We start from the raw sequence: 4,189 nt of genomic DNA, 5'->3' as shown, positions 1-4,189 counted from the left end.
GATTCTTTCCGGATCCGGCTCCCGGTCGGCGGGAGTTCAAGCTTTTACCGCCCTCCGGCGTGAGCTTTCCGCCCTCCGGCGTTGCCACCACCGTAGAACATTCCCCCGCCCGATTCAAAATCGGGCCTCATTCGCTTTTCGACACACCTATCCCCTGAGGGAGGTGTCGACGAGCAGCGATGGAAAGGAGTTCACCGATAGGTGAGGGCCGCCATCGGCGACCCGGTTCGCTTCCCCGGAAAAGCTGGTTCGAAACCCGCACTCCGTGGCAGCCCGGAGAACATTACGCATCCCACCCGGGGGCGTCAACTCGACACGAGGTGACACCCGTCACCGATCGCGGGCGACTCGTCACGGCTCGCCATCGAGGTCCCGCCGACGCCCACCGGCGTCCGGCTGGGCGTCCTCGACCCGCCGCGGGAGGCGCACCGGGAGACCCCCGGGGAGGTCGCGCTCGTTCCCGTCGAGATCCTGGAGCAGCGCCTCCTCGAAGTCGGACGCCATGCGCATGGCGTCCAGCCACTTCCGCCTCCCGGCGTCGGTGGGCCCGATGATCACCCGCACCCGGTTCTCCTCGTCCCGGACCCGGGTCACCGGGCCTGCCGCGAGGAGGCGGTCGACACGGTGGGTCACGGCCGCCGGGGTCAGGCCCGGGCGGTTGGCGATCGTGCCGGGCCACAGCTGATGGGGGCGGCCGGTCACCATCAGCTCCTTGAGGGCCTCCCACTCCCCGTGGTGGAGGTCGAGGGTGGCGAGCTGCCGACCGTAGGCGACGCTCATCCGCCGGTCGAGCCGGGGAAAGCGCGTTGACCACCTTCTCCACGCGTGGGGCCGGGTCGCGGTACTCGCGCCGGTGGGTCGCGATCTGCTCGTCGAGGTCCGGCCCTCCGCACCACTTGCCCCGGGCATGGCGGCGAGTACCGAACGTCACACCCATCGGGTTCGGAGTCGGGGTCCTCGACCACGCGGTCTTCGATATCGAAGTCCATGCGAGCGAAATCTTCGTGAACGCGTCGGCCCCGGGGCGCCCGCCCCGGGGCCGTTCCCGGTCCACCCGTGCCATTCGTCCACCCGACCCACCCGGTTCGCCCGGGCCGGAACCCCCCGAGAACCCCCGCCGCCACCCCGACGGCCCGTCACCGAGAGAGGTGAGTGTGGCCACCGCGATGGACGCGGCCCCGCGCCGGATCCGGATCGGCAGCGCGCTGAGCGCGTTCGGCAACGGCTCCACCGTGCCGTTCCCCTTCGTCCACGTCACCCGGGTGCGGGACCCGGGCCCGGCCACCGCCGGCACCTGCCCGGCCTCGTTCGCCGTGGCGGCGCTGGTCGTCCTGCCCTTCACCGGACGGAGGATCGACCGACGCGGGCGCTGCCCGTGGTCGTGCTCGGCTTCGTGATGTTCTTCGCGGTGTACGGGCGGTTCGAGGCGGGGCTCACCGCGTACGCGGTGGAGGTGCCCGGGTGTCGACGACGACGCCGGGCTTCGCCCTCGCCGCGAACACCGCCGCCATCGTCGTGACCCGGTACGCGGTGCCGCGCCGGGTGGAACGACGGCGGCGCAGCCGGGTCGTGGCACTGGTCGGCGTGGTGTGGACGGTGGCGTGGCCGGCGGCCGGCGTGTCGGTCCCGGTCCCGCACGCACAAGCCGTGGCGGTCGGCCTGCTGACCTCCGCCTACGCGCTCTTCGGCCTCGGCGAGGCGCTGTTGTCCCCCACCGTGGCGCCGCTGGTCGCGGACCTCGCGCCGGCCGGCCGGGTCGGTCGGTACAACGCGGCCTTCGCCCCGGTCGAGCAGTTGGCGCCGGCCTCGGGACCGGCCTCGGGGCCGGCCTTCGGCGGAATGTCGGCCGCCGCCGGCCGGTACGGGGACCACCTGGTGATCATGGTGGTCTGCTCGCCGGCGGTGAGCGCGACGGCTCCGCTGCTCGGCCGTCACCTCACGGCGGTGCAGGACCGTCCGTTCCTCGGGCGCGGCATCGCCGCCTCGTCGGGGGGACCGGTGCTCGCCCCGACGTGCCGGGGCGCGCACCGGGCCACCGGCGTCAGGCGTCCGACGCCTGCTTGATGACGAACTCCGCCCACACCGACTTGCCACCCTCCGGCAGCCGCCGGGCGCCCCAGTCGGCGGCCAGCGAGGCGATGACCGAGATCCCCCGCCCGTGTTCGTCCGCCTCCCGGGCCCGGCGCAGCCGCGGCAGGTGCTCGTCCCCGTCGGTGACCTCGACGATCAGCCGGCGGTCGGTGCGGCGCAGCCGCAACCGCATCGGGGCGCGGCCGTGCACCAGGGAGTTGGCGACCAGTTCGCTCGCCGCCAGGACGCCGGCCTCGCGCAGCTCGTCGGAGAACCGCCAGCTCGCCAGGACCCCGTCCGCGAAGGCCCGGGCCCGGGAGGCGGCCTCGGTGCCGCCGTGCAGGTCCAGCACCGCGCCCCGGGCCAGACCGCTCTCGGCCGGGGAACGCTCGGGGCGAATCATGACGAGGACGGCCACGTCGTCGTCGTGGTGCTCGGTGATGCCCATGGCGCGGAGCATCCGGTCGCAGACCACGCGGGGGCTGTCCACGGCCCCGGCGAAGGCGTCCTGCAACGTGTTCAGGCCGTCCTCGATGTCGGCGTCGCGCCGCTCGACCAGTCCGTCGGTGCACAGCACGGCGGCGGAGCCGGGAGGGAAGCCCAGGGTGCCGGAGGTGTGCAGCCAACCGCCGGTGCCCAGGGGCGGGCCGGTGGGTTCCTCGGCGCGTTCCACGGTGCCGTCGGGGCTGCGGATCACGATCGGGATGTGTCCGGCGGAGGCGTAGACGATGGTGTCCTCGTGCGGGTCGTACACCGCGTACAGGCAGGTGGCGATCTGCTGCGGGTCGATCTCGGAGGCGAGTTCGTCGAGGAACTGCAGCACCTCGTGCGGGGGCAGGTCCAGGAGGGCGTACGCGCGTACGGCGGTGCGCAGTTGGCCCATGACGGCGGCGGCCCGCACGCCGCGCCCCATCACGTCGCCGATGACCAGGGCGGTGCGGCCGGCGCCCAGGGTGATCACGTCGTACCAGTCGCCGCCGACGGCCGCGTCGGTGCCGCCGGGTTGGTAGGTGGCGGCCACCCGCAGGTCGTCCGGCTGTTCGAGTTCGCGCGGCAGGAGGCTGCGCTGGAGGGTGACGGCGGCGGCGCGCTGGCGGCTCTCGCTCTCCCGGAGGCGTTCGGCGGAGACGACCTGATCGGTGACGTCGGCGGCGAAGACGAGGACACCGGCGGAGCGCGGGTGCCCCCGGGTGACGCCGGTGCGACCGCGTCCGGAACGGCCCCGCGCGGAGAGGCGCGTGCCGGCGCGGGCGGCGGCACGCGCGCCCACCGGTGGGACGGCCGGGGCCTCCGGAGCGCGGGTGTCGCCGGGGCCCGCCGGGATCTCCCCCACCGGCGCGGCGGCGAGCGGGGCGGGGGCCATCTCCACCGGGGTGCAGGTGAAGGTGTAGAAACCGTCGCGGCCGGGCCCGGGGACCCGTCGGGTCTTGAGGGTGCGCGGGGTGCCGGAGTTGCGGACCTGGTCCATCAGCGGCAGCAGCCCGAGGTCCACCAGTTCGGTCAGGGCCTCGCGGGCCGGGGCGCCGGTGGCACGGGCGCCGAAGACCTCGGCGTAGGCCTCGTTGACGTAGGTGACCCGGTGGTCGGGGCCCTGCACGACGGCGACCGGCGCGGGGACCCGGCCGAGGAGTTCGTGGACGGTCCCGGTGTCGAGACCGGACGCCGGAAGCGTGACGGACGCCGAGCCGTTGGCCGCCGGGAGGACGGTGCCGTTGGTGGGGGCCGCCGGGGGTCGGCCGGTCGCGTCCCGGGCGCCGCCCGGTGGGGTGTCGGCGGAGGCACCATCGGTCGTCGGGGCGGTCGCCGGATCGGCCACGGCGTCGAACGTGGAATCGGACGGCCCGTCGACGGGGACCACCGGGGCCGCGGAACGGCCGCGTGCGGCGGGTACCGGGGACGGGTCGGTCACGGCGGGGGCGGCAGCGGCGGCGGCGCGGCTGCCCGGCCGGCGTTGCCGGCCGGGCAGCCGGAGGCCCCAGCGCGTCAGGTTCACAGCGTTCCGATCCGATCCGTGCGGTGGGGTCGATGTGGAGATGGGGGTGTGGGGCCCGGGGTGCCGGGGCCCGGCGGGTGTTCCGGCGCGGGGTGGGGGGTCACGGGTGGGGGGGGGTGGCTCTCG

1 protein-coding gene and 2 pseudogenes are annotated in these 4,189 nt (G+C 74.8%); 1 reads left to right on the top strand and 2 read right to left on the bottom strand.

What is annotated here, in order from left to right; genetic code table 11:
• Nucleotides 1–351 precede the first annotated feature (351 nt).
• Nucleotides 352–937 (bottom strand): annotated as a pseudogene (locus tag LZF96_RS26270) (MarR family winged helix-turn-helix transcriptional regulator).
• Nucleotides 938–1,166: 229 nt separating this feature from the next.
• Between LZF96_RS26270 and LZF96_RS26265 the strand changes: the two are divergent.
• Nucleotides 1,167–2,064 (top strand): annotated as a pseudogene (locus LZF96_RS26265) (MFS transporter).
• Here the strand turns inward: LZF96_RS26265 and LZF96_RS26260 are convergent.
• Nucleotides 2,042–4,063 carry a SpoIIE family protein phosphatase gene (locus LZF96_RS26260; RefSeq protein WP_233877367.1) on the bottom strand — a complete coding sequence of 674 codons (2,022 nt, stop codon included), beginning with the start codon at nucleotides 4,061–4,063 and terminating at the stop codon, nucleotides 2,042–2,044. The pseudogene LZF96_RS26265 and the gene LZF96_RS26260 overlap by 23 nt on opposite strands.
• Nucleotides 4,064–4,189: the final 126 nt, after the last annotated feature.

It is taken from the genome of Streptomyces sp. ST2-7A (genome assembly GCF_021390475.1).
GTDB lineage: Bacteria > Actinomycetota > Actinomycetes > Streptomycetales > Streptomycetaceae > Streptomyces.
Note: the sequence above shows the minus strand (reverse complement) of the source record. Positions and strands in the feature narration are given on the sequence as shown.